At 61.2% G+C, this 25,850-nt stretch carries 23 protein-coding genes; 12 read left to right on the forward strand and 11 right to left on the reverse strand.

Annotated features, from left to right (window positions below; genetic code table 11):
• Window positions 1–362: 362 nt before the first annotated feature.
• The 9 genes from O9K64_RS16330 to O9K64_RS16370 all read left to right on the forward strand — a co-directional run bounded on the left by O9K64_RS16330 (window position 363) and on the right by O9K64_RS16370 (window position 9,065).
• Complete coding sequence (locus O9K64_RS16330; RefSeq protein ID WP_275099164.1) at window positions 363–971, forward strand: cytochrome c oxidase subunit 3 family protein; 609 nt, start codon at window positions 363–365, stop codon at window positions 969–971.
• A gap of 9 nt (window positions 972–980) precedes the next feature.
• Entirely contained in the window at window positions 981–1,256 is a 276-nt protein-coding gene (locus tag O9K64_RS16335) for a cytochrome C oxidase subunit IV family protein (protein ID WP_275099165.1), read from the forward strand.
• Between the two features lie 26 nt (window positions 1,257–1,282).
• Window positions 1,283–2,113 (forward strand): CbbQ/NirQ/NorQ/GpvN family protein, encoded by an 831-nt coding sequence (locus O9K64_RS16340; protein WP_275099166.1) that lies wholly within the window; start codon window positions 1,283–1,285, stop codon window positions 2,111–2,113.
• Between the two features lie 30 nt (window positions 2,114–2,143).
• Window positions 2,144–3,169 (forward strand): 4Fe-4S binding protein, encoded by a 1,026-nt coding sequence (locus tag O9K64_RS16345; protein ID WP_275099167.1) that lies wholly within the window; start codon window positions 2,144–2,146, stop codon window positions 3,167–3,169.
• A gap of 2 nt (window positions 3,170–3,171) precedes the next feature.
• The gene (locus O9K64_RS16350) at window positions 3,172–5,007 is read left to right on the forward strand and encodes a nitric oxide reductase activation protein NorD (RefSeq protein WP_275099168.1); all 1,836 of its coding nucleotides are present in this window, start codon (window positions 3,172–3,174) and stop codon (window positions 5,005–5,007) included.
• 394 nt (window positions 5,008–5,401) lie between these two features.
• Entirely contained in the window at window positions 5,402–5,974 is a 573-nt protein-coding gene (locus O9K64_RS16355) for a NapC/NirT family cytochrome c (RefSeq protein WP_275099169.1), read from the forward strand.
• 39 nt (window positions 5,975–6,013) lie between these two features.
• Complete coding sequence (locus tag O9K64_RS16360; protein ID WP_275099170.1) at window positions 6,014–6,955, forward strand: ankyrin repeat domain-containing protein; 942 nt, start codon at window positions 6,014–6,016, stop codon at window positions 6,953–6,955.
• Window positions 6,956–7,133: 178 nt separating this feature from the next.
• Complete coding sequence (locus O9K64_RS16365) at window positions 7,134–7,757, forward strand: c-type cytochrome (RefSeq protein ID WP_275099171.1); 624 nt, start codon at window positions 7,134–7,136, stop codon at window positions 7,755–7,757.
• 18 nt (window positions 7,758–7,775) lie between these two features.
• Window positions 7,776–9,065 (forward strand): NAD(P)/FAD-dependent oxidoreductase, encoded by a 1,290-nt coding sequence (locus O9K64_RS16370; protein ID WP_275099172.1) that lies wholly within the window; start codon window positions 7,776–7,778, stop codon window positions 9,063–9,065.
• 320 nt (window positions 9,066–9,385) lie between these two features.
• Here the strand turns inward: O9K64_RS16370 and O9K64_RS16375 are convergent, their stop codons facing one another.
• A complete protein-coding gene (locus O9K64_RS16375; RefSeq protein WP_275099173.1) occupies window positions 9,386–10,141 on the reverse strand; it encodes a c-type cytochrome in 756 nt (251 codons plus the stop codon).
• Window positions 10,142–10,518: 377 nt separating this feature from the next.
• Between O9K64_RS16375 and O9K64_RS16380 the strand changes: the two genes are divergently transcribed.
• The gene (locus O9K64_RS16380) at window positions 10,519–12,522 is read left to right on the forward strand and encodes an ATP-binding protein (protein WP_275099174.1); all 2,004 of its coding nucleotides are present in this window, start codon (window positions 10,519–10,521) and stop codon (window positions 12,520–12,522) included.
• Window positions 12,523–12,636: 114 nt separating this feature from the next.
• Here O9K64_RS16380 and O9K64_RS16385 read toward each other — a convergent pair whose 3' ends face one another.
• From O9K64_RS16385 to O9K64_RS16430, 10 genes are all read right to left on the reverse strand, one after another.
• Window positions 12,637–13,923 (reverse strand): (Fe-S)-binding protein, encoded by a 1,287-nt coding sequence (locus tag O9K64_RS16385; RefSeq protein WP_275099175.1) that lies wholly within the window; start codon window positions 13,921–13,923, stop codon window positions 12,637–12,639.
• Between the two features lie 14 nt (window positions 13,924–13,937).
• Window positions 13,938–14,579, reverse strand: coding sequence for a hypothetical protein (locus O9K64_RS16390; protein ID WP_275099176.1), 642 nt, complete (start codon window positions 14,577–14,579; stop codon window positions 13,938–13,940).
• Complete coding sequence (locus O9K64_RS16395; RefSeq protein WP_275099177.1) at window positions 14,576–15,679, reverse strand: formate dehydrogenase subunit gamma; 1,104 nt, start codon at window positions 15,677–15,679, stop codon at window positions 14,576–14,578. The genes O9K64_RS16390 and O9K64_RS16395 overlap by 4 nt, the downstream gene beginning before the upstream one ends.
• A gap of 497 nt (window positions 15,680–16,176) precedes the next feature.
• Window positions 16,177–16,806 (reverse strand): formate dehydrogenase FDH3 subunit beta, encoded by a 630-nt coding sequence (fdh3B, locus tag O9K64_RS16400; protein WP_275099178.1) that lies wholly within the window; start codon window positions 16,804–16,806, stop codon window positions 16,177–16,179.
• Window positions 16,807–16,822: 16 nt separating this feature from the next.
• Entirely contained in the window at window positions 16,823–19,597 is a 2,775-nt protein-coding gene (locus tag O9K64_RS16405; RefSeq protein WP_420493180.1) for a formate dehydrogenase subunit alpha, read from the reverse strand.
• 151 nt (window positions 19,598–19,748) lie between these two features.
• Entirely contained in the window at window positions 19,749–19,970 is a 222-nt protein-coding gene (locus tag O9K64_RS16410) for a twin-arginine translocation signal domain-containing protein (protein ID WP_275099180.1), read from the reverse strand.
• Between the two features lie 39 nt (window positions 19,971–20,009).
• Complete coding sequence (locus O9K64_RS16415) at window positions 20,010–20,675, reverse strand: TorD/DmsD family molecular chaperone (protein ID WP_275099181.1); 666 nt, start codon at window positions 20,673–20,675, stop codon at window positions 20,010–20,012.
• A 94-nt stretch (window positions 20,676–20,769) separates the two neighbouring features.
• Window positions 20,770–22,380, reverse strand: coding sequence for a 4Fe-4S binding protein (locus O9K64_RS16420; RefSeq protein ID WP_275099182.1), 1,611 nt, complete (start codon window positions 22,378–22,380; stop codon window positions 20,770–20,772).
• Window positions 22,381–22,921: 541 nt separating this feature from the next.
• The gene (locus O9K64_RS16425; RefSeq protein ID WP_275099183.1) at window positions 22,922–23,605 is read right to left on the reverse strand and encodes a DUF3306 domain-containing protein; all 684 of its coding nucleotides are present in this window, start codon (window positions 23,603–23,605) and stop codon (window positions 22,922–22,924) included.
• Window positions 23,598–24,137: a DUF3305 domain-containing protein gene (locus tag O9K64_RS16430; protein ID WP_275099184.1), complete on the reverse strand. Its 540-nt coding sequence runs from the start codon at window positions 24,135–24,137 to the stop codon at window positions 23,598–23,600. The genes O9K64_RS16425 and O9K64_RS16430 overlap by 8 nt, the downstream gene beginning before the upstream one ends.
• A gap of 296 nt (window positions 24,138–24,433) precedes the next feature.
• Here O9K64_RS16430 and moaA point away from each other — a divergent pair, with 296 nt between their 5' ends.
• Together moaA and O9K64_RS16440 are read left to right on the forward strand one after the other, a co-directional pair.
• A complete protein-coding gene (gene moaA / locus O9K64_RS16435) occupies window positions 24,434–25,465 on the forward strand; it encodes a GTP 3',8-cyclase MoaA (protein WP_275099185.1) in 1,032 nt (343 codons plus the stop codon).
• Between the two features lie 101 nt (window positions 25,466–25,566).
• Complete coding sequence (locus O9K64_RS16440) at window positions 25,567–25,845, forward strand: hypothetical protein (protein ID WP_275099186.1); 279 nt, start codon at window positions 25,567–25,569, stop codon at window positions 25,843–25,845.
• The last annotated feature ends 5 nt before the right edge of the window (window positions 25,846–25,850 follow it).

A 25,850-nucleotide genomic window follows, 5' to 3' on the forward strand; every position in this document is an offset into this window, starting at 1 on the left:
TGTTAGATCCGGGCAGGTACGGGGGGCTGCCCCTGCATTCGGCGGTTCAACGCCGGTGGCGGGACAGATGCGACCGGTCCGTTCACGCCCGGTGTCACGACAATCCGTAGGGGCAACCCCCTGTGGTTGCCCTTGGGGCGGTTGGGTGCCGGATCCGGGCAGGCACGGGGGCCTGCCCCTACTGGACAGCCCATTTACTTGACTAAAATAGTTGGATATTTTTTCCCGGATTTAACATTTATCAATTCGCCACCCCTACCCTTCTGTTAATTTAACCACCAATAGATATTAACTCGCTGATTTAAAAGCCCTAATGAATCCCATTCACGGGTCTGAAAGAATCATCCCACGGAATCAGACAGATGACCCAGGCAATAGAAACACTCACCCTCGATCAGGACAATCTCGATCAGGACAATCGCTATCCCCCCGGGGATCTGGCGATCTGGATCTTTATCCTGGCCGAGCTCTCGGTATTCGCCGCCTTTTTCGGCGCCTATGCCTTCACTCGGATGAACAACGTCGCCCTGTTCAACGAATTCCAGCTCCATCTGGATCGCGAGGCGGCGCTGATCAATACCCTGGCCCTGATCACCAGCTCCTATTTCGTGGTACGCGCCGTCTCCGCGATCAAGGAGAATCACAGCGCGGTCTGCGCTCGCTGGCTGGTCGCCGCCATGGGCATGGGGGCCGTGTTCCTTATTGTCAAGATCGGTGAATACAGCCACCATTTTGCCCTGGGCATCAATCTCAGCACCAATACCTTCTATATGTTCTACCTCTCCCTGACCGTGTTTCATTTCATGCACGTGATCATGGGGATGGTGATACTCGCCGCTGTCGCCATCAAGGCAAAACAGGGCTGCTATAGTGCCCATGAGCATACCGGCGTCGAGACCGGCGCCTCTTATTGGCACATGGTCGATCTGGTGTGGCTGATCCTGTTCCCACTCGTTTACGTCATGCGCTGAGGAGCTATCATGAGCACCAAACCTTTTCTTGGCATGCGCCCCAGCACCTGGGTATTCTCCCTCCTGGTGGTGCTGACCTTCATTACCTTCTATATAGGTGAGCAAGGGCTGGGCGGCCTGAACATCGCCCTGTTCGTGCTCGCCATCGCCCTGATCAAGGGTCATCTGGTGGGCGCCTATTTCATGGGCCTGGGCGGTCTGCGTGGACTGTGGCGCTGGCCTGTGTCAGTCTGGCTGATCATCCCCGGCAGCCTGATTACCACGGCCTTCATATTATCCAACTGAATATTTATTGATTACGGGATTTACCCATGAGCAACGCGCCCCAGACCGCGCCCCGGACCGCAGAACCGAGCGTGGCACTCGACACCCCCTTCTACAAGCCGCAGGGCAACGAGGTGGAACTGTTCGAGCACGCCTACAAGCACCAGCTGCCGATGCTGATCAAGGGGCCGACCGGGTGCGGCAAGACCCGCTTCATCAACTACATGGCCGCCCGCCTGGGTCGACCGGTCTACACCGTGGCCTGCCACGACGACCTGACCGCCGCCGATCTGGTGGGCCGGCACCTTATCGGCGACAGCGGTACCTACTGGAGCGACGGCCCCCTGACCCGCGCCGTTCGCGAGGGCGCCATCTGTTATCTGGACGAGGTGGTGGAGGCGCGCAAGGACACCACGGTGGTGCTGCATCCGTTGACGGATGACCGGCGCATCCTGCCGATCGAACGCACCGGCGAGATTCTGCACGCCCCGCCCGAATTCATGCTGGTGGTCTCCTATAACCCCGGCTATCAGAACCTGCTCAAGGGTATGAAACCGAGTACCCGGCAGCGCTTTGTCGCCGCCCGCTTCGATTTCCCCAGCGCCGAACTGGAGCAGGAGGTGATCATCGGGGAAACCGGTATCGATGCCCTGATGGCCAAACGGCTGGTGAACCTGGCCAACAGCCTGCGCGCCCTCAAGGACCACGACCTGGAGGAGGCCGCCTCCACCCGCTTGCTGGTCTACACCGCGACCCTGATCCTCGGTGGCTATGCCCCCCTCGAGGCCTGCCGGGCGGCCATGGTGGAACCGCTCACCGATGATCTCGAGACCACCCGGGCATTGATGGAAGTGGTCGATATCGCCTTTGGGAACTGATCGGCCATAAACCTGATGACCATGGACCCGATGACCACGAACCCGATGAAAAACGCCACCAAACTGCAGCAGAACCGGTTCTGGTTTCAGGCCGGTTTTTTCGCCCTGTTTGTGCTGGCCCCGCCCCTCGACCTGTTCCGTTTCGACCTGACCCAGTACCATTTCTTCTTCCTGGGCCAACACTGGACATTGGGACTGGATGCCTTCATGGCCGGTGAGATCGGCCCCGGGCAGGCGGCCTTTAATCTGGTGTTTCGCGGCTTTCTGCCGATCGTCGTGGTCGGTGGCGGCCTTATCTGGACCGCCTGGCGCTATGGCCGACTCTACTGCGGCTGGCTCTGCCCCCACTTCTCGGTGGTGGAGACCATCAACAAGCTGATGCAGCGGGCCAGCGGAAAACCGAGTATCTGGGAAAAGAACCCGCTGCCCGAACTGCAAGCCAACGGCAGTGTGCGGACGCCGGACCGGCGCTTCTGGCCGGTGACGGTGCTGGCCGCCCTGTTCTTCGCCTTTCTCTGGGCGCTCTCCCTGCTGACCTACCTGCTGCCGCCGTTCGAGATCTATCACAATCTCCTGAGCGCCTCGCTGACCCCGAACCAGATGCGCTTCCTCGGCATCGGTACCCTGCTGCTGTTCATCGAGTTCATGTTCGCCCGCCACCTGTTCTGCCGTTTCGGCTGTGCGGTGGGGCTGTTCCAGAGCTTGGCCTGGATGGCCAACGACAAGGCCATGGTGGTGGGCTTCGACCGCAAGCGGGCCAGCCTCTGTTCCGATTGCAACAACGCCTGTGACAACGTCTGCCCGATGCGGCTGAAGCCGCGCTCGATCAAACGCAAGATGTTCACCTGCACCGAATGTGCCCAGTGCATATCGGCCTGCAACCAGGTGCAGGCGCAGCAGACCCGCCCCGGGCTGCTCAAATGGGTGGCCGATCTGGAGGCGCTGCCGGTGGTCACCGGGCGCGATCCCGGCGGCAGGAAACCGCCGCACGCCGCATCGGCGGCAACCAGCCAACCGCCCCGGTCGGGCCTGCAGGCCGGTCTTCAGGAACAGTAACCATGGAAGAGAAGGTCGGTGAACTCTGGCATCGCATGATCACCCGGATGGCGGATACCCGCTATCCCGAGGCGGCCGTGCACCTGGAGGAGATCGAACTGACCGTCGGCATCATGTTCCGCGCCCTCGGGGGCGACGGCGGCCTGGAGGTATTGGCCGCCAACGCCACGGAGCACGGTGCGCGCCGCGGCTTGCTGCAACGCATCGCCGGCAGCAGCAAGCGGATCGAACTGGCGTGGCGGGATGAGCAGTCTTTGCGGCTACCCGTCTCCATAGACTACTTCCCGGAAAGACGCCTCAACCACTATCTCTACACCTGGCTGGCCGCCCTGGCGGTCGGCGACCATCAGCAGGAGGAGGCGTGGCTGGGCAAGAACCAGCGCCTGACCCTGAAGACCCTGCACAATTACCCCGGCATCGGCAAACGCTACAAGCTGCTGGTGGACGCCCACCTGGCCGAACGCATGCCGCCGGAGAAGCTGCCCGCGGCCGAGGCGGCACAGGAGCAGGCCATCCGCCAGGCACTGCTGCATCCCGGGAGCGTCGACCGGCTGCCGGCGGCGAAACGCCCGCCGCAACCGGTGCCCCTCTGGCTGCACCCCTTTCCGCCCATCGCCGCCCCCTCCTCCGACGGCGCGGGAGATCAGGAGGGCGAGCGCGGCGGCGGTGAAACCAAGGACATCGAGGACATGCAACGGCACAAATCGGAACGCGCCAAAAAACCGGAGAAAGAAGACCAGGGCCTGATCACCGTCCGCATGGAGAATATCTTCACCTGGGGCGAGTTCATGAACATGGACCGCGGCTCCGAGGATAACGACGACCTGGAGAGTGCCGCGGAGGCGTTGAAGGATATGGATAACCTGAGCGTCAGCCGTGACGCCAAGGCATCGGCCGGCAAGCTGCGTTTTGATCTGGACCTGCCCTCGGAGGCCAACGATGACCAGGTCCTGGGTGAAGGCATCCTGCTCCCGGAGTGGGACTTCAAAAAGCAGAAGCTGATCCCGGAGTACTGCCGCATAGTGCCGATGATGGCGGCCGATGCCCAGCCCCGGGAACTCCCGGAGCGCCTGCGCGGAACGGCAAAGAAACTGCGTGCCCAGTTCCAGCACCTGACCCCGGCCCGCATCTGGCACCGGGGCCAGCAGGATGGCTGCGAGATCGACCTGGATGCCTATCTGCGCTACGCCAGCGACCGCGCCGCCGGCCACTCCTCCGCCAGTGATGGCCTGTACAAGGAGCTGCGCGTGGGGGCGCGTGATCTGGCCTGCCTGCTGCTGGCCGACCTGTCGCTCTCCACCGATACCTGGGTGAATAATCACGCCCGGGTGATCGACGTGATACGTGACTCGCTGTTCCTGTTTGCCGAGAGCCTCGCGGCCACCGGCGACCGCTTCGCCATGTACGGTTTCTCCTCGCGCAAGCGGGACCCGGTGCGGGTGCATCAGCTGAAGACCTTCGATGAACACTACTCCGCTAGCGTCCGGGGTCGTATCGATGCCATCAAACCCGGCTACTATACCCGCATGGGCGCCGCCATTCGCCACAGCAGCGAGCTCCTCAAGGCGCAGCCGGCCGGGCGACGCCTGCTGCTGATCCTCACCGACGGCAAGCCCAACGATCTGGACAAATACGAAGGACGCTACGGGATCGAGGACACCCGGCGTGCGATCCACGAGGCGCGCCAACTGGGGCTGCAACCCTTCTGTGTCACCATCGACGCACAGGCCAACGATTACCTTCCCCACCTGTTCGGTACCGGCAGTTATGTGGTCATCCACAAACCCTCACAGCTGCCGCGTGAACTACCCCTGCTCTATGCCAAGCTCACCGCCTGAAAGCGCCTCCGGCAACGCCAAAATCTCCATTCAATTTTCTGATTCAAGCACAGCAAATATCAATAGCCCATTAACTCCTATTATCATGTAGATTTTTTTTCTTTATCATTCAATATGTTATACAAGTACCCAGCCAGTCATCCGACGCCTCGGCTACCCACTGACCCTATAGTGGAAAACCGCTAGCTGCTTTGCAAAAACCCCGGATATCCCGTACCATCTTTGTGCATAATAGAAAGAAACTCTCTATTTAAGAGAGGCGTAGTAAGCGGAGGAGCAGGCGTTTTTCAATCAGACCGGGTGATGTGGATAAGCTTTTTTATCCGTCCCTGCCGCCCTATTTCCGCATGCATCATAAATCCAGTTCAGATCATGGATATGTTGAGGGTTGTGTATGACTGGTAGTCCCCAGGGCGGAGGCACCTCAAGGAAAAAGTTCATCCTTATCCTTGTGCTGGTATTTTCGGCCGGCATGCTCTTTTCCGGATTGTTCAACGTCGGACTCTCTTCAACCAATGAATTGGAGTTCTGCACCTCATGTCACTCGATGAAAGTCAACTTCGATGAGTACAAGGAGTCGGTGCATTACCAGAATACCTCCGGTGTCCGGGCCACCTGCGCAGATTGCCATGTGCCCAAGGAGTTTGGCCCCAAGATTGTCTCCAAGGTGCTGGCCTACAAGGATGTGGTGCATGAACTGCTGGGCACCATCGATACCCATGAGAAGTATGAAGCCCGGCGCTGGGATATGGCGAGCCGGGTATGGGCCAGAATGAAGGCCAGCAATTCACGCGAATGCCGCAGCTGCCACGATTTTGACCAGATGGACCTCAGCGAGCAGAGCCGGATGGCGCGCAAACGCCACTCCAAGGCGGTGGACGACGGGCTGACCTGCATTGACTGCCATAAAGGCATTGCCCATACGGAACCTGATGAACCCGAAGAGAATACCGATAACAAGGGTTGATCATTTTTTGCGGTTCAAAAAAGGGAGACGGTAAAGATCATGAAGCAGAACTGGATCTTCGCCCTGTTGATAAGCCTGGCCTGTGCCGCATCCGCGGTTGCGGGCGATAGCACCAAGGAGAGCGAATACCGCCTGGCGGCGAGTATCGGCGACACCGAAACCGTCACCCGGCTGCTGAACGAGGGAGTGGACGTCAACAGTGCCAACCGGTTCGGCGTTACCGCCCTGATGATGGCGATCCAAAATGACAATTTCGAGACCACCGCCTACCTGTTGACCCGAGGCGCCGATGTGAATGCCAAGGCATCCGCCGGCTGTACCGCCCTGACCTTCGCCGCGGAGAACGGACACTCGGCACTCACCGCCATGCTGCTGGAACGGGGCGCGGACCTGAATGCACGTACTCGCGCCGGCTGGGATTCACTGAGCATAGCCGCACGCTACGGCCTGACCGATATGGTGGAGCAGTTGCTCTATAAGGGGGCGAACCCCAATCAGGGCGACAATGACGGACGCACCGCACTGATGCATGCCGCGGAGAAGGGACATGCGGAAACCGCCGCCAGATTGATTGAACGCGGCGCCGACCTGGAGGCGCGGGATACACACGGCAGATCCGCGCTGATTATCGCGGCGGACAACGGGCACCTGCCGGTAATAGAGGCGCTGCTGGAGAAGGGCGCCAACGTCAACGCCCAGGATCAGGACGGTGCCACTGCACTGGTATGGGCGGTTGGTCGTGGTCGGCTCGATGAGGTTGAACTGCTGCTCAGACGCAAGGCGGATGTCAACAAGGCGGACAACGAAGGGATCACCGCGCTGATGGAGGCGGCCACCTTGCGGGACGAGGAGCTGGTCAAACTGCTGCTGATCAACGGCGCGGATGTCACACTGCAGGACAAGAGCGGCCGCACCGCTGCGGACATCGCCAAAAAGAAACGTAATCAAAAGGTGATTTCGCTGTTGATCGATGGATCCTGAACGGACAGAGAGTAATAATAAATTTGTATCCGGCCAACCGGTACATTCAGACATGAAAATCCGATTCATGTCGCACCCGTGATGCAAGGTCACCAGGAGACTGGCGATCGAGCATCGTAAAAAGAGGCAGTTAACCTCTATGATTGAGAAAAAAAGCCTGAAAACCAAAGGAGGTATCATGGCGTATAAAACCTTTACAAGGGCCGCACTGGTCGCTGGACTCGCGGTTGGCGCCGCCTTTTCAGCTACTGCAGCCGAAGAAAAGCCAAAGATGATGATGGGCGCGGATGCGGCCATGCTGGCCAACAGCTGTACCGGCTGTCACGGTACCGATGGCAACAGCCTGGGACCGGCGGCACCCAGTATCGCCGGACTCTCCCCGACCTATTTCGAAGAGACCATGGTCGGCTTCGCCAGCGGTGAGATCCCTTCCACCATCATGAACCGCATCGCCAAGGGCTACACCGAGGACGAAATCAAGGCCATGGCCAAGCACTACGCCGGCAAGCCCTTCGTCAAGGCCACGCAGTCATTCGATGCCGACCTGGCTGCCAAGGGGGCCAAGCTACACGACAAGTATTGTGAAAAATGTCATGCCGAAGGCGGCCAATCGCCCGAGGATGATGCCGGCGTGCTGGCGGGCCAGTGGACCCCCTACGTGAACTGGACCCTGGCCGACTACAAGGCTGGCGACCGGGAAGCCACCAAAAAAATGAAGAAAAAGCTATCCGAAATGCTGGAACGTGAGGGCAGTGACGGCGTCATGGCCCTGCTCAACTACTACGCCAGCCAGCAGAAATAAGATAGGGGACATATGAAAATGAAGATTACACGTCGAGGATTTATTCAGACTGCCGGCGCGGCAACCGCGGCCGGTATGATTGGTGTGCCCTATATCGCCCTGGGCGCCTCCAAGAAAGTGGTTGTGGTCGGTGGCGGCACCGCCGGCGCCACCGCCGCGAAATACATCCGCCTGGCCGATCCCACCACGGATGTCACCCTGATCGAGGCCAACAGCAACTACTACACCTGTTACATGAGTAACGAGGTCCTGGGTGGCGACCGCTCCATGGACGACATCAAGTTTGGCTACAGCGGCCTGGGCAAGCATGGCGTCAAGGTTGTCCATGCCAAGGTCACCGGTATCGATGCCAAGGCGCGCGTGGTCAAGACCTCCGATGGCAGCAGCTATAGCTATGACCGTTGCGTGGTGGCGCCCGGCATCGATTTCCAATGGGACAAGATCGAGGGCTATGACGCAAAGGTCGCCGAGAAAATCCCCCACGCCTGGAAGGCCGGTCCCCAGACCGCCCTGTTGCGCAACCAACTCGAGGCGATGAAGGATGGCGGGGTCGTGGTGATCGCCGCGCCGCCCAATCCGTTCCGTTGCCCGCCGGGACCCTACGAACGTGCCAGTCAGATCGCCATGTATCTGAAAGCACACAAGCCGAAATCGAAGGTGTTGATCTTTGATGCCAAGCCGAAGTTCTCCAAACAGGGTCTGTTCGTCGGCGCCTGGAAAAAGATGTACGGCTACCAGAGCGACAATGCCATGATCGAGTGGCACGGCCAGCAGGAAGAGGCTGGCGTGGTCAAGGTGAATGCCGCCAGCAACTCCATCGTTACCGCCTTTGGTGACGAGATCAAGGCCGATGTGCTGAACGTGATTCCAGCGCAGAAGGCCGGTGCCATCGCCTTCGCGGCGGGACTGACCAACGATGGCGGCTGGTGTCCGGTTGACCTTGGGACTTTCGAGTCCAAGATTCATCCGAACATCCATGTACTGGGCGACGCCAGCATTGCCACCGGCATGCCGAAGTCCGGCTACTCGGCAAACTCCCAGGCCAAGGTCTGCGCCGCCGCCATCGTGGCCATGATGAATGGCCAAGAGCCCGGCACGCCCTCCTACGTCAACACCTGCTACTCCATTGCAGGCAAGGACTACGCCTTCTCCGTGGCGGCGGTCTACCGTCTGACCGAGGACCGCTCGAAGATCGCCTCGGTCTCCGGCGGCCTGACCCCGGGCGATGCCAGTCCGGAGGTGTTCAAGCGGGAGGTGGCCTACGCCTACAGCTGGTACAACAACATCACCCACGATATCTTCGGCTGATCGTTGCGCCACTGGCAGTAAAAACGGGGCCGCAAGGCCCCGTTTTCTTATCCGGTACCGGTGACGTAGGATGCCGGTGAGGCACGAACCGCATCAAGCCTTACCGCGAAAGATGCGGTTCGCAAGCTCACCGGCATCCCTACCTTGGAAGCCTTATTTGTGTTCATTCGCGGCTAATAATAAAGTCCGTTGGGGTGAGGTACAAACCCCAACATCAGGGCACACGCATGAAACCCCGTTGGGGTTCGCAGGCTCACCCCAACCTACAGGCTTTATTCGCGTTCATTCACGGCTAATACTGAGTTGGTTGTGGTAGTGTCCTAACGGATCACCTGATAGGCCGGCAGCTCCTGCCAGGGCTGGCGGGCATAATCGGGAAAATCCGGATTCTGCCAACCGGGCGTGGCCAGTTTCTCCTGCGGTGGCCTGATCCTGGATACATAGTCCAGCACCGCGAACTCTTCGCGCGGGGTGAAGCGCCGGATCTGCTTGACCATTTTCGAATCCGCATTGCGGCGCTTGCCGGAACGTATCCAGTCGAACTGGCGGACCAGGTAGTTGTAGTTCTGCCCCTGGATCAGGGGAATATGGTCTTTCGCATCACCCTCACCGGCCGGGCCGTGACACTCGGCGCACTCCTCCTTGTACAGCGCCGCACCCAACACCAGTTCAAATCCTGGACCGGCGACGTTGTTGACCTCCATCGGCAGCGTGGCGATATAGGCCGCCACATCGGCTATCTCCTGGGCGCCCCCCAGCAGTCTTGGCGAGGTGAAGGGCAACATGGTGGGATTGTCGCGGTTTCTCGCCCGAATATCCGCCAGCTGTTTGATCAGCACACTCGCCTGCTGTCCGGCGATCTGGGGATACATGCCATCCGGGCTGGCCCAGCCCTCCGGGCGGTGGCAGACGGCACAGATCATAAAGACCTTTCTGCCATTTTCCCTGTCGGGGGTCAGATGCAGGGCCTTTTCCACCTCGCGGGCCGCCTCTTCGATCCCCCCGGCGGGAGCGGCAGAAGAGCCGACAGCCATCAACAGGGACAATACCCTGATCGCTCCTTGTTTAAAAATCATTCCACCTCCCTCTAGAACCGCGCCTTGTTGTTATAGTGTCCGGGAATCTTCCGAAACGGCACGGCAGTCGAGATTAACTGGTTAAAAGTTGCCACTTCAATAGGGTATTTCCCTAAGGGCCCGCGCAAGGATAATTCCGTAGTACCGAGGGCGTTCCTGGGCCACGCTGGCAAGGCACGCTTTGCAGGCAATGGCCGCTCCCTTGGCAAAAAGCGTAACGCCGCCAGCGGGGTCCAGGGGCGACCGAATACAGGAACTTATTCTTGCGCGGGTCCTAAGGGATCAGCCCAGCTAATTGTTTCAGCGTGATGAATGCCCCCGGTGCTTCTGTTGTACACTACGCCTTGGTCAACCCGGACCCCGACATTTGTCACACCATGAACATCCGCTGGAAGCTGTTTATCACTATCGGAACCGCGCTCGTCATCAACCTGGCGGTCGGCTATTACGCCTTCATCAGCCTCCGCCAGGCCACCGCGGATACCACCCGCATCACCGAGCACACCTTCGGCGTAGTCACCGAGAGCCTCACCACCCAGGTCCACTTCAAGAAACAGGTGCAGGAGTGGAAGAACATCCTGATTCGGGGACACGAACCGGCACTCTACACGCGCTACTTCGGCCAGTTCGAGCGAGAGGAGCAACTGACGCAGCAGAGTATTAAAAGACTGCTCACGCTGCTGGAAGCGGAGACTCCATCCTGGCGGGCCGCCAACGATTTTCAGCACGCGCACGAGACCCTTGGCAGACAGTACCGCCAGGCGCTCGACGCCAACCGTGATATCACCGACAACACCTATAGCGTAATCGACCGTGAGGTCAGGGGCATCGACCGCCAGCCGACGGATCTGATGGATCAGGTGGTCGAGGCCGCGGGCGCATACAAGAGCGAAAGGCTGGAGCGGATTGCCCGGCATCAGTCGGCGATCGAGCAGCGCATCCTGCTTGCGGTCATCGGCCTCCTCACCCTCACGGTCATCACCCTGGTCTGGTTCGCCGACCGGGTCATCGCCCGTCCCATCGTCGAGGCCACCCAGGTGGCCAGGCGTATCTCCCGGGGCGATCTCGGCGGGGCCATACCGGAACGCGGGAACGATGAGGCGGGAGAACTGTTGCAGGCGCTGAAGACCATGCAGGAGAGTCTGGCCATCTCCCAGGGCAAACTCAAACAGGAGCAGTCACTGCTGGCCGAGCGGGTGGAGCGGCGTACCCGGGCGCTCAATATCGCCAATGCCGAACTGGCCCGCGCGGCCAAGACCAAGGATATGTTCCTGGCCACCATGAGTCATGAACTGCGCACCCCGCTGACCACCATCATGGGGCTGACCGAGATGCTCCAGGATCAGCTCTATGGCCCGGTAAATAGCGGCCAGGGCCGGTCGCTGGCCACCATTCAGGAGAGCTCCCGCCACCTGCTGACCCTGATCAACGACATCCTGGATGTGGCCAAGGCGGAGTCCGGCAAGATGGTGCTGAAATGGGACTACCTGCCGGTTGACCAGTTGGTCGAGGCCAGCCTGCGCATGGTCCGGCAACCCGCCAACAGCAAAAAACACCGCCTGCTGCAGCAGATCGATCCGGCGGTGAAACTGATCCACGGCGACGGCCGCCGCCTGAAACAGCTCCTGGTCAACCTGCTGGGCAACGCCATCAAGTTTACCCCGGAGGGGGGCACCATCGGCCTCGACATCAGCGCGCCGGGTGACAATAGCGGCATCGATATAGCGGTCTGGGACAACGGCATCGGTATCGAAGAGCAACAGCAGCGGCATCTGTTCGAACCCTTCGTGCAGCTGGACAATGATTCGACCCGACGCTACAGCGGCACCGGGCTGGGCCTGACCCTGGTGAAACGGATGGCGGAGCTGCATGGTGGTACGGTCCGGGTCGAAAGCGAACCCGGTGCGGGAAGCCGGTTTACCGTGACGCTCCCCTGGTGCAGCGATGACAATACCGCGCACCACCAGAAACTCTCCCGCGAAGATACCGAGGCATCCCCGATACAACACCAGTCAGTACAGGAAACCACCCTGCTGCTGATCGAGGACAACCCGGCCAACCGCGCTATGGTCAGCGACTTCCTGCGGCTGCAGGGCTTCCATGTGGTGAGCGCCAGCAGCGGCAGCGCGGCCCTCAGGCTGGCCTACGAGCACCTGCCCGACATCATCCTTATGGATATCCAGCTCAGTGACATGGACGGGCTCGAGGTGACACAACAGCTGCGCAAACACCCGTTGCTGGCCAAGACCCCGGTCATCGCCCTGACCGCCCTGGCCATGCCCGGCGACCGGGAGCGCTGCCTGGAGGCCGGGATGGATGACTACCTGAGCAAACCGGCCGGATTGAAGGAGATCTACCACCGGCTGCTCGGCTACCTGTAGCGCATTTTTCCGGCTCCGGAGGAATCCGTTTCACAGCACGGTGGCGGCGGGCACTGCCCGCCCAATGGCGACGGGCGTGGCGGGTGCATCAGCTATGCCAATCTGGACTGCGGTCTATTCGGAGCCGGTGGAAGACGCCGCGGGAGCAGCGGCCAGGTGCTCGGCCACCAGTTCGGTGAGGCCGATCACCTCAACATCCATATCGCGGTCCTCGATACCCTCTTCCAGGACAATCCGGCAGTTGGCGCAGGCGGTGACCAGGGTCTTCACCCCCAGCGCCTCGAGCTGTTTCCGTTTACGATCAAACACCTTCAGGCGCAAACCTTCGGCCCGCTCATTGGCACTGACGCCGCCACCACCGCCGCAGCACCAGTTCATCTCCCCGTGATCGGCCATCTCGACGAAGCCGCTGGCCACCTTGCCCAGGAGATCCCGCGGTGGTTCGATAACCCCGCCGCGACGCACGATCTGACAGGGGTCGTGAAAAGTCAGCGGGGTCTCCGTGAGTCCGCTGAGCTTGAGGCGCCCCTCCTGCTGCAACTGATCCAGCAGCTCCAGGATATGAATAATCTCAAACTTATACGGACGCCCGATGAGATTGGGTCCCTCCCAGCGAATGGCGGTATAGGCGTGTCCGCACTCGGGGCTGATCACGTATTTGACACCGAGCGACTCGGCGGCGTCGACCACCCGGCCGACGATCTCCCGGGCCGCCTCCCGGCTGCCGATCTGGATGCCGCTGTTGGTCGCCTCGAAGGCCTGGCTGCTGATGGTCCAGGAGACCCTGGCCGCGTCGAAGATGCAGGCGACGCTCTCGATATATTCCGGGAAGTTCACCACCTCCATGGAGGAGAACAGGGCCATGTAGTCGGCGCCCTGCCGATCCATGGGGATACTCAGACCGGTATTCCGCTCGACATGGCGCAAGGCCGCCTGCAGGGTCTTCAGGGTGACACCCATCGGGCTGCCGATGGTGAGCGCCCGGTGTGTCGCCTCCTGCAGCCCCGGTGGCGTGTAACCGGCGGCCGCGAAGCCTTCCCGCTCCTTGCGGATCATATAGGTGATATCGTTGCCCACCGGACAGACCATGGAGCAGCGCCCGCACAGGGTGCAACTGTCATAGACCAGCTCTTCCCAGTCGGCGAAATCCTGATCGCTCAGCGGCTTGCTCAATCCCAGCTTGATGGCAAACTTGCCCCAGAAGGTGTGCTGCTCCTTCCATAGCCGGCGCATCGGTTCCAGCTTGTAGATAGGCGTGTAGCGCGGATCCTGGGTCTCGGTGTAGAACAGGCACGCCTCGGCGCACAGACCGCAGTGGACACAGGAGGAGAAATAGGCGGCGACCCTGGAATCGATCTGGCTCTCCAGCGCCGCCACTCCCTTTGCGAAATCGTGACTCATGGTCTCTCCCTGGCTCAGGCGTTGACGCCCTTGCGTCCCATCATGGCACCGGTATAACCACGGCTGAAGACAAAGGTGAAGGTGTGCATCAGGCTGCTGAACGGAAAATAGATCAGCAGCAGCTCGGCCAGGAACAGATGCAGCAGACGCAACGGCTCGAAGGCCTGCGCCAGGGCCAGACAGCCGCTCAACATGACCAGGAACACCAGCCCGGTGCCGATATGGTCGTCCACAGATGAGAGCAGACGGGTCACCGGATGCAGCAGCCGGTGCAGCCACAGCAGCAGCAGGCCGACAAAGGCCAGCTCGGCACTGATGATAAAGGCCCAGTAGGGGAGTGCCGGCCAGCCGAAACCGGTGATCCGCTCGGCCAGGAAATCCACATGGGGCTGGGCAAAGAACAGCAGCGCGAACAGCCCCAGGTGAAACAGGTAACCGGCGATCAAGGTCAGCCGGCCGCGGGTCGCCACATCCCGGCGGGGGACGAAGCGGCTGAACAGGTTGCGCAGGGCGCCGGCACCCCCACCGGCGCGGGGGGGCGCCAGATCCGGTTTCACGCCGGCGCGCAGGATCGAGTAGAGACGATACAGCATGCCGACACCGAACACCGCCAGGGAGAAGTACCAGAGCGGTCCGTCAATCAGCTGTCCGATCATTGTCCGGACTCCTGCATCCCGCTCGGCGCGGCCGGTCCGCCGGCCGCTTCACCGCGCTGCGACGAAACCTCGCTCTCGCTCACCACCTCTCCCTCCTGCTCGCAGCGCTCGGCCCACTGGGCATGGTGCTCGCGCGCCCAGTTCAGGTCGCAGTAACCGGTAGTCATGCCGTCCAGCGCGCCTTCCATACCCACCGAACCGATATAGATGTGCCCAAGGATCACGGCGATCATCAGCACCGTGGTGACGGCGTGGGAGACGTGGGCCAGCTCCATGGTTATGCGCGCCTGCCCGAATACCGGAAACACCAGCACCAGACCGGAGCCGACGATCACCACACCCACCAGCGCCAGCAGCCAGAACATGCTCTTCTCGCCCATGTTGAAGAAGTTGGACGGCACATGGCGCTTGCCGATAATGCCACCCCCTTTCAGCAGCCAGGTAAGATCACCCTTCTGGTAGATGTTGCGCCGGACAAAGCGGAAAAAGATCAGCAGCAGCGCCACCGCAAACACCGGGCCAAACAGGTTGTGGCCCTCCTTGCTGGCGGAGGCGAGCAGGGAGAACCCCTCCTGCCCGATCAGCGGGATCAGCAGGGGACGGCCATACAGCAGGATCAGGCCGGTCAGGGCGAGAAACAGGAACACCGAGGCGATGAACCAGTGGATGGTTCGCTCATAGAGGGTATAACGGAACAGTTTCCTGTCACCCAGGCCGGCATCGACCTTGATCTTGCCGAGGATGAAATAGAACAGCGTCAGCAACAGCAGCACCCCGGCCAGCAGATAACCACTGTAGGGGATCAACTGCTGCATGCGGAAGTTGCGCCAGGTCTCCCCATAGGGGTTGATCAGGGTCCCGCTGTCCACCCCGGCCACCTGGCTCCGGCCCGCCACAATCCCCTCGCGCTGCCGCACCTCGCGCCACAAATCGGCGCTCGGATTGGGGACCGGTATGGCCCTTTCGCTTTCATTCGTCTGTGTCTGTGCCCGTGCCGCAGTCGGGGTCAGCATCGGCAACAGCACGATCAGGCAGAACAGGATGAACACCCCGCCCTGGATCGCAGTTACTGCTCTATACGGGATTCTGGCCCTGCTCATCACACTCTCCTGACTCTCATGATCCGCAACACTACCCTGCACTAATCCACGCCCCTACAGCGAACCTTCTCGTATTGAGTGAGCTGGCCACAGGAAGACCGCTTCCGGTTGGACCATTTATTGGCTCTGCCCCAAGTGGCACTTACTTAAGAAATCCCTATTGGGGTCGGAGTCAAATTTGATGGACATTGTCTGGAAAAACGCCCGGTTTCCTTGATCAAATTTGACTCCGACCCGAATGGCACTTAATTAGGCAGTCTATTCCCGTGAAAGTAAGTGGATCGTCATTCCGGCGCAGGCCGGAATCCAGAGAAGCGACCACCATTGGTGGATATGGATCCCGGCCTGCGCCGGGATGACGGGAGTTTTAACCTTAACTAAGTAGCATTGGACTCCGACCCCTGTTCTGATGCGATAGGGCGAGCCCTTCCGCCGCGATTTGGCAAAGCACCCCGCCAAAGCACCGCCTCTCAGATAACACCTAACCGCTACACAGCCTATTTTTTCATGCTGCTCTTACCCTCCATCCCGCGCGAGGCGCGGAAGGCCGCATTCCGGTAGGAGACCCCCCGGTTGAGCACGCTGGCCCCGCGGTTGATGACCCGTTCGCGGTAGATGTCGGAGATGGTGTTGGCATCGCCGGCCAGCAGTGCCTTGGTGGCGCACATCTCGGCACACAGCGGCAGCTTGCCCTCAGCCAGCCGGTTGGAGCCGTATTTGCGATGCTCCTCGACACTGAGGTCCTGTTCGGGTCCGCCGGCACAGAAGGTACACTTGTCCATCTTGCCACGTGAACCGAAGGCGCCGGCCTGGGGAAACTGCGGGGCGCCGAACGGACAGGCGTAGAAGCAGTAACCGCAGCCGATACAGATGTCCTTGTTATGCAGCACCACGCCATCCAGCGTATCGTAGATGCAATCCACCGGGCAGACGGCGATACAGGGCGCGTCCGAACAGTGCATACAGGCCACCGAGAGCGAGCGTTCACCCGGCTCGCCGTCCTTGATGGTCACCACGCGGCGGCGATTCACCCCCCACGGCACCTCGTTCTCGTTTTTACAGGCCGTGACACAGGCGTTGCACTCGATGCAGCGTTCAGCGTCACAATAGAATTTCATTCGAGCCATCGTTTTATCCTCTTGTTTACGCTTTGCTGATCTTGCACAGGCTACACTTGGTCTCCTGCATCTGGGTCACCGAATCATAGCCGTAGGTCATGGCCGTGTTGGCGGCCTCGCCCAGGACGAAGGGGGCAGCCCCCTCGGGATACTTGGAGCGCAGGTCCTTGCCCTCAAAGCGGCCACCGAAGTGGAACGGCAAGAAGGCCACACCGGCGGCGACCCGGCGGGTGACCTGGGCCTTCACCCTGAGCCGGGCACCCTCGGCGCCCTCAACCCAGACATCGTCACCATCCCGCACCCCGGCGTTGTTGGCGTCGCGCGGATTGATCTCCACGAACATCTCCTGCTGCAGCTCCGCCAGCCAGGGGTTGGAGCGGGTCTCGTCGCCACCGCCCTCGTACTCCACCAGACGACCGGAAGTGAGGATCAGCGGGTAGTCCTTGGAGTAATCCTTGGCCTGAATCGACGCATAGCGCACCGGCAGGCGATAGAACGACTTGCGGTCCTCATAGGTGGGATACTTCTCCACCAGATCACGCCGGCTGGTGTAGAGCGGCTCGCGGTGGATCGGTACCGGATCGGGGAAGGTCCAGACCACGGTACGCGCCTTGGCGTTGCCGAACGGCGCACAGCCATGCTTGATGGCGACCCGCTGGATGCCGCCCGAGAGATCGGTCTTCCAGTTCTTGCCCTCGGCCAGCTGCTGCTCTTCCGCGCTCAGGTCGTTCCACCAGCCCAGCTTCTTCAGCAGCTTGTCGGTGAACTCGGGATAGCCGTCCTTGATTTCGGATCCCTTGGAGTAGGAACCATTGGCCAGCAGGCTCTCGCCGTTACGCTCCACGCCGAACCGGGCGCGGAAGGTGAGACCACCCTCCGCCACCGTCTTGCTGGTATCGTAGAGGTTGGGCGTACCCGGGTGTCCCATCCCGGCGGTTCCCCAGCAGGGCCAGGGCAGTCCGTAATACTCGCCGTCGCAGGCTCCGCCCTCCGCCAACAGGGTATCGTAGTTGAAGGTGCCCCAGTTCTCCTGCTGCTTCTTCAGACGCTCCGGGCTCTGGCCGGTATAGCCGATGGTCCACATGCCGCGGTTGAACTCGCGGGTGATATCCTCGATCAGCGGCTCCTCGCCATTGACCTGGATGTTTTTCACCAATTCGCCGTCAAAACCGAGCTTCCGGGCGAACTTGTACATGATGGTCTGATCGGGCAGTGACTCGAACAGCGGCTCGATCACCTTGTTACGCCACTGCAGTGAGCGGTTGGAGGCGGTGACCGAGCCCGAGGTCTCGAACTGGGTCGCCGCCGGCAACAGATAGACCCCGTCGGTGCGATCGTGCATCACCGCGGAGACCGTGGGATAGGGATCGACAATCACCAGCATGTCCAGCTTCTCCATGGCGCTCTTCATCTCCTTGCCACGGGTCTGGCTGTTGGGGGCATGGCCCCAGAACACCATCGCCTTCACATTGTCCTTCTGCGCGATATTCGCCTTATCCTCCAGCACCCCGTCGATCCAGCGCGAAACCGGGATGCCGTTGGTGTGCATGGTGCTGATATCCTTGCCCTTGCTCTGCTCGTAGCTGGCCGGGTCGAATCGCCCCTTGAGCCACTCGAAATCCACATCCCAGACCTTGGCCCAGTGTTTCCATGAACCCTCGGCGAGGCCGTAATAACCCGGCAGGGTATGGGAGAGCACACCGAGGTCGGTGGCCCCCTGCACATTGTCATGGCCGCGGAAGATATTAGTGCCGCCACCGGAGACGCCCACATTGCCCAGCGCCAGCTGGAAGATGCAGTAGGCGCGGGTATTGTTGTTGCCGATGGTGTGCTGGGTTCCTCCCATGCACCAGATCAGGGTGCCCGGGCGGTTATCCGCCATGGTCTTGACCGCGGCATATACCTGGTGTTCCGGCACCCCGGTCACCCGCTCCACCTCGTCCGGCGTCCATTTGGCCACCTCTTGCTTCACCTCTTCCAGGCCGTACACCCGCTGGTTGATATACTCCTTGTCTTCCCAGCCGTTCTGGAAGATGTGCCAGAGCATGCCCCAGATCAGCGGTACGTCGGTTCCGGGGCGCAGCCGCAGATACTGGTCGGCATGGGCCGCGGTGCGGGTAAAACGCGGATCGATCACGATCAACGGCGCATTGTTGCGCTCCTTCGCCCGCATAATGTGCTGCAGGGAGACCGGATGGGCCTCGGCCGGATTACCGCCGATCAGCAGGATCGCCTGCGAGTAATGGATATCGTTATAGGAGTTGGTCATCGCCCCGTAGCCCCAGGTATTGGCGACACCGGCGACCGTGGTGGAGTGACAGATACGGGCCTGATGATCCACGTTATTGGTGCCCCACAGGGCGGCGAATTTACGGAACAGATAGGCCTGTTCATTGTTGTGCTTGGCGGAGCCGAGCCAGTAGACCGAGTCCGGCCCCGAGCTCTCGCGGATCTGCAGCATCTTGTCGCCGATCTCGTTGATCGCCTGATCCCAGCTGATGCGCGTCCATTTGCCATCCACCAGTTTGGTGGGGTACTTCAGGCGTCGCTCGCCATGCCCATGCTCGCGCACCGAGGCGCCCTTGGCGCAGTGCGAGCCGTGGCTGAACGGATGGTCGAAGGCCGGCTCCTGGCCGGTCCAGACGCCGTTGCGCACTTCGGCCAGGATGCCGCAGCCGACCGAGCAGTGGGTGCAGATGGTCTTCACCTGCTGGACCGCCCCGGCGTCGGCGGTTTCGGCCTGCACCCGCTTGATCATGCCGGGCGTATAGCTGCCGGCAAGCACCGCCCCTCCGGCCATCAGGCTGGAGTTGCGCAGGAAGGTCCGGCGGCTGATGGCAGTGCCGCTGGAGGCAACTTTCCGCTGGTTGTCATCGACCGGTTGCAGCGTGGTCTGATCGGATCGTTTAGTCAGTTTCATAGCGTTCCCCCTGATGGGCCGTGGCTGCCGATCAGCTTGCCGTGGATTTGTAATATTCAAGGATGTGCGCGGTCAGGCGATAGCCCTTCTGCGCCCTGGGTTGTCCTGGGGGTTGTCCCGGGGAGTCGCTATCGGCCGCCACCACCGCACCCGGTATCACCGCGGCCGTAGCCACACCCACACCCGCCACCAAAGAACCGCGGATGAAGTTCCGCCGCTCGCTGTTCAGGGCCTTTTTCTGATCATTTTTCATTACATCTCCTCCCACCAAGGGCAAACTATAGAGGGGTCATCAGACCTGCATCGCCAGGTAACGGCTCTCCAGCTCCATATAGGCGACACCAAAGCGACCCACCGCGCGGTAAAACACCGCCGCGCCGGCCTCGCTCAGGTCGCTGAAAAAGCGCTTCGACCAACCGGCTAGATGCGCATTGAAGAAGCGTGACTGACGGTCGTGGTCGACGGCATCGCCGATCAGCAGCCGCATCACCTCACAGAGTGCCGCCACGTGATCTTCCGGTTCGTGCACCGCGGGATCCCGTTGCAAGCCCATTGCCGCCAGATCATCCCGCAGACGCCCCAGCGGCCGCTCCATCAGAAACCCGGTGAGATACCAGGAGCCGTAGGGCACCAGTTCACCCCGGCCCAGGCCGATAAACAGGGCGTGATACTCATCCTTGATCGCCTCCGGACGACAGCGGCTGGCGGCCAGTCCCAACATGGACATGGAGAGGGCCATCTCGCCGCCGTTCTGATCGATCGCGGCGAACCCGGAAACCCAATCCAGCATTGTCTGATCCGGCGGCCGCGCCAGCAGCGAGGCCAACAAACCGTAGGCGCCGGCGCGATATTGCTGCTCCCGGCTCAGTACGCCATCATGGGCCGGCAGCGGGGCCACCCGGGCTGACGGTTGTTGTTCGAGCAACTCTGTCTGCATCGCCTCGACCTGTTTCGCCATCACATCTTCCTCGTTTTAGCTATGAGCAATGGGCGGGCCAATAGACCCGGTAAAAAAGCGACCATTAGGGAGCGAAATAACCAAGCCCTAGGGACTACTGGAGCCATTTCCCGGTTATCCCCTGGTCCATGGCCTCCGGATCCTGGGCAATATCCACCACCCGGCAGTCCTGACACATGGTCAGACGGTGCCGCGCCCGGCCATCCTGGAACATCGCGTGCCCCTCCAGCTTGCGCAGCATGTTCTGGATCACCGAGCGGGTGGCGAAGGGCTTGCCGCACGCCGTGCAGCAGAACGGCGGCTCCTGATGCAGCAGGCGTACCCGGCTGCGCTCCTCGCGGTTGAACAGCAGTCGCGGGGTGATCCAGATGGCATCCTCGGGGCAGGTGCGGGTGCAGAGTCCGCATTGCACACAGTTGGCCTCGATAAAACGCAGCTGAGGCTCATCCTGACCCGACAGCAGCGCCTTGCCGGGGCAGGCGCCGACACAGGCCAGGCAGAGGGTGCAGGCATCCGCCGACACCTGGGCGGTGCCGAAGGGCGCCCCCACCGTCAGGCTGGCCATCGGCCGGGCCCGGGCGGCCTGTGCGAACAGATGATCGATGGCCATATAGGCGACCTGACGCTTGCCGCCGTTGGCGGCGAAGTTGGCCGGCTCGATGCCGAGCCGCCCGGTCGCGCCGGCTTCGACCAGATCTGCCACGCCGACCAGGCGGATGGCGTGTGGCGGATAACCCAGGGCGGCAAGGATCTCCCCGGCAGTGGTGATCTGCTGCTTCACCGCCTGGGCAACCGCCGCCGGCATTCCCCCCTGGTCGAGCAGCAGCACCGACTCGGCGCCATAGGCCAGCGCGGTCAGCCAGACCTCCAACCCGACACTGGCCAGCTCCTCGATCCGTAGCGGGATCTGGTTGGCCGGCAGTGGCGGCGGCTCGGCATCGCTAGCCGCGACAAAAACCAGCACCGCCTGGCTCCCCCCCTCCTGCCGATAAGTACGCAGCAGCAGGCGGATCTGTTCCAGGGTGTCCGCCGGCCGGGGATAACGGTAACGGATCGCGCCGCTGGGGCAGACCGTGGCACAGACGCCACCCCCCTGACAGCGGTGGGCATCCACGGTCACCTGTTCGATCAGCGAACTGATCGCCTCGGCCGGACAGGCATCGATACAGCGGGTACAGGCGATCTGTCCGGAGCGCCCGTGCGCACAGATCGCGGCGTCGTAACCGAAGTAGCGCGGTTTGTCGAAAGTACCCACCAGCTCCCTGAGCTGGTCGAGGGCGCGGCTCAGCGCCGGCTCATCGCTGGCGCTCCACAGATACCCCGGCGGCTTCATCGGCATACCCAGTTGCGGTTCCGCCCCCAGGTCGAGGAGCAGATCCGCCGTCAGCACCTCGGCATTGGGCCGGCCCGGCTCGCCCAGGTGCAGCGTGAACGCCCCCAGATGCCCGGTGATGTCCAGCGTCCTTCCCGCCAGCGGGATCACCGGCACCCCGGGCAGCTCCTCGCCCGCGGTCAGCAGCACCTGGGCCCGCAGTGGCGGCTCCAGCCGGGGGGCAAACTCCAGCGCCTCGGCCCCGCCGATGATCACCACCCTCCCCCGCGACTGGTACTCAACCAGATCGGTCGGTTCCAGCGCCACGCGCCCGATCGCCGCCAGGGCCGCCTCGCGGGCGCGGTTGTTGCGCATCCTAATCTGCTCATTCATCCGAGTGCTCCGTCAATGTGATAATTGCGAGTTCAGTGAGCTTGTCAGCGTTCATGGCAAGGCGCGCCTCGCTGGCAATGGTCGGCTCCCTTGGCAAGAGGCGCAACGCCGTCCATGGGCGCTGACAAGCTCACCCTTCGGGCGTCCCTGTGGCGTCCCGCAGCCGCGTTGCAGCGCTTGACAAGGGAACCCGACATTGCCGGCGCACTGCGCCTTGCTGCGAAACGCCACAGGGACGCTGAATCCGTAATTATCACGTTGACGGAGCACTGAACTCCTCGATTCAACCGCAAAGAACACAAAGTACGCCGTAACTACTCACCCGGCCTGAAGGTGATTGGCCTGCCTTGCCGGCCTCACACGGTGGCTTGTATCCTCGAATCCGGCCCCTTTTTCAGCGCCTGCCCAAACTCGCTTCGCTCAGACAAGGGCAGGCTTGAATCTGAAAAAGGGGCCGGATTCGAGGCGCCACCAAGATCGGCCAACAAGGCAGGCCAATCCCCCCCGTAAGTAGTTACAGTACGCCAAGAGATACTATGGCTCATGTCCTGTCCAACCCGTCAGATGAAGGATCGGAAAAATACAAGTCATTGTTTTCCTTCATGTTACTTGCGTTCTTCGCGGTTGAAATGAAATTTTTGGGTTCATCATCTGCTTCTACCTGTTGCCTGACGCCGGGACCGGCCGTGACGGGGACGGGCTCCGGGCAAGGCGACTCGTCGCCCTCCATCCCGTTGTCCACCCCATTGTTCACAGCGGCCCCCGACGGGCCTTCATCATCTGGCGCCAGCGCGGCCTTCAGCCGCTCTTCCGCCAGGGCCAGTTGATGACGCATGTCCGAGGTGACGATATCCCCCAGTGGGGCGAAGCTGGTGAAATCACCGGCATAATCATCCAGGCCGTCACAGACGTTGAAGAGCTCGCTGTGAAACAGCTTCCGCAGCGCCTGCCGGCGCAACGTCTCGCTCACCTTCTCCGACAGGAAGCCGGTGTAATCGGACGTCTCATCCAGCGACTCCAGCGGCGGCATGTCGGCATCGGTGGGCGGCGCCTCGCGGACTTCCGCGGGCGCGGGCGCTGCGACGGACTCGCTGGCGGGTTGAGGCGGTGCTGCGGACGCCTGCTTCAGCCGCGACCAGCGGGAGACAAAATTGTCCGACGCCTGGGCACCCAACGGTGTAGCCGACGGCTGAACATCCACCGCATCCTTGTCTCGGCTACTCATGGCGCGCTGCCTTTATCGCTGGGTCATCGCCCGCCTTGCGCCAGTCGGTCAGGCGGCGTTTTTTCTTCTTTTCCGGTACGTAGTGATCCAGTACAAACAGTTCACACCAACGGTAAAGCTCCGGCGGCATCGCCACCGCGTAGACCGCCCCATCACCCTCCTGATAGGCGTTGGCCTCATCAAAACTGAGACTGACCAGAAAGGGCACAGGCCTGCCCTCCCCGTCCTCTCCGGCAATGACGAAGCATCGAGGGACAGGGGCGCGGAGGTTGTGGTAGTAGCTCTCGCACTCATCGACATGCAGTCGCAGCCGGAAACCGCTGTGCCGGTACTGGCGTATCTCGCCCTGCTCATGCACCAGGGTTACCGTCCCCGGGGACGCGGACCGCTCCCCTCGGGTGGCGGTGACACCGACCACTTCCCAGAGTTCATCCTGCCAGGGGCTGTCCGACGGCGACCGCTGCATCAGCACGGAAAGCGAGAATTCGGTTGGGACCGGCACACCCGGATCATCCACGGCTTTTTCAGACATGCTAAATCGCCTCTTGGCAGCAACCATTCGAAACTGCACCGCAAGGACCGTACCAGCGGTTGCAGCGGCCGCTCTGGAGCGGGCGAGGGCAGATCAGCGGCGAAAAAGGAATTTAACGCGTTATGAATTGCGGCAAAATGTCACACCAGGTGATGCTCATTGGGACAAATGACACCATTTAACGGTCACTTCACCACCCCTGCCACCGGGGCATCATTGCCGCCGCCGCCGGGAAACAAAAAAACCCTAGTAAATAGGTATGGTATTTGCGGACAGCTGACTCTAAACTCTGGGCTATGTATGAATCAGAGCAGATCAACGAGAGCGGTACGGCAGACCGGCAGCGGCTGATCGACCGTTTTGGCAGAGAGATTAAATATCTTCGGATCTCGGTAACCGACCGCTGCGACCTGCGCTGCGTCTACTGTATGTCGGAGGATATGGAGTTTGTACCCCGCTCCCAGCTGCTGACGCTGGAGGAGCTCTACCGCATCGGCAAAACATTCGTCGAGCTGGGGGTCAACAAGATCCGCATCACCGGTGGTGAACCGCTGACCCGGCGCAACATTATTCAGCTGTTCCGGTCGCTGGGCCAGCTGCAGGGACTGAGTGATTTCACCCTCACTACCAACGGCACCCAGTTGACGAAATATGCCAGGGACCTCAAGGAGGCCGGCGTCACCCGGATCAATATCAGCCTGGATACCCTGCAGCCGGAGCGCTTCCATGCCATCACCCGCACCGGGGAACTGCAGCGCACCCTGGATGGTATCGATGCCGCGCTGGATGCCGGCTTCGGACGTATCAAGATCAACTCGGTGATCCTCAAGCATCGCAACCATGATGAGGTGGTCGACCTAGTGCGGTTCTGCCAGGTGCGCGGCATGGACATCAGTTTCATCGAGGAGATGCCCCTGGGAGTGATCAGCGAGCATGACCGCGCCGAGGCCTACTACTCCAGCGACCAGATCCTGCGGGATCTGCAACAACAGTTCTCACTGCTGCCAACCACCGAAACCACCGGCGGCCCGTCGCGTTATTACCGGATCCAGGGTAACGAGACCCGGGTCGGCTTCATCTCTCCCCACAGCCACAACTTCTGCGACAGCTGCAACCGGGTGCGCATGACGGCCGAAGGCCGCCTGCTGCTCTGCCTGGGGCAGGAACACTCCATGGATCTGCGCCGGGTACTGCGGGCCCATCCGCTGGATGATGCGCCGTTACGCGCCGCGATACACGAATCCATGAAGATCAAACCCAAAGGTCACGACTTTGATCTCACCCGCCAGCCGGTGCTGTTCAGACACATGAACGCCACCGGTGGCTGATCGCCGGACATCGCCCTATCCGGTGATTTGGATCAACCCAATGACCGCTATCCTTTGCCATAGTGATAGATGAGAGAAAATTCCATCGGAGGGATCGAACCATGTTGACCCTTGAAGATTGCCTCGGCCTGTGCGAACTGGATGAGAACGAGATCATGGCTATTGCCGAGCATGAACATGTCCCCGAAATCGTTGCCCTCGAAATGGCCCAGTACCTGGTCCATCTGCCGGAAGGGACCGTGGTCATCAAGCGCATGATACTGGATGATATTCAACACGCCCGGGAGAACGACAACCTGGCTCACGCGGAGGCGCTGCAAAACGCGCTGAGACATTTTATCGACACCCATCCGGAGTCCAGACCGCTGCGGCATGACTGATCCTG

Origin of the sequence: Sedimenticola hydrogenitrophicus, assembly GCF_029017505.1 — a bacterium.
Lineage (GTDB): Bacteria > Pseudomonadota > Gammaproteobacteria > Chromatiales > Chromatiaceae > Sedimenticola > Sedimenticola hydrogenitrophicus_A.